At 75.1% G+C, this 438-nt stretch carries 1 protein-coding gene; it reads right to left on the minus strand.

Translation table 11 applies throughout. The features are described from left to right. Positions 1-26: 26 nt before the first annotated feature. Positions 27-428, minus strand: coding sequence for a cyclic nucleotide-binding/CBS domain-containing protein (locus tag LPA54_RS39230; protein WP_093766958.1), 402 nt, complete (start codon positions 426-428; stop codon positions 27-29). Positions 429-438 lie beyond the last annotated feature (10 nt).

Raw genomic sequence — 438 nt, forward strand, 5'->3', positions numbered from 1 at the left:
GGGGGGTCCGGCCCGTTCTCGTGCGGTCAGGCGGGCACCTGCGGGGCCCGCTCCCGGGCCGGCGCCCAGCAGCGGATGATGTCGCGCACCGAGACGATGCCCGCGGGCTCGTCCCGGTCGAGGACGATCAGATGCCGGAAGCCCCCGTGGGCCATGGCGGCCGCCGCCTCCTCGACGGTCCAGGAGGGGGTGGCGAAGACGACGTCGGTGGTGGTGTGGGCGTGGGCGCGCTCCGCGTCCGGGTCCTGGCCCAGACCCACGGAGTTGAGGACGTCCCGTTCGGTGAGGATGCCGATCCCGGTGCCGTCGGGGTCGAGGACCACGGCCGCGCCCACCCGGCGCGCGGACATCAGGGCGGCGGCCTGGCGGAGCGTGTGGGCGGGGCCGATGGTGAGGACCAGGGTGCTCATGGCGTCACGGACGAGCATGGATGGAGCC

Origin of the sequence: Streptomyces sp. DH12, from assembly GCF_020873895.1 — a bacterium.
Lineage (GTDB): Bacteria > Actinomycetota > Actinomycetes > Streptomycetales > Streptomycetaceae > Streptomyces.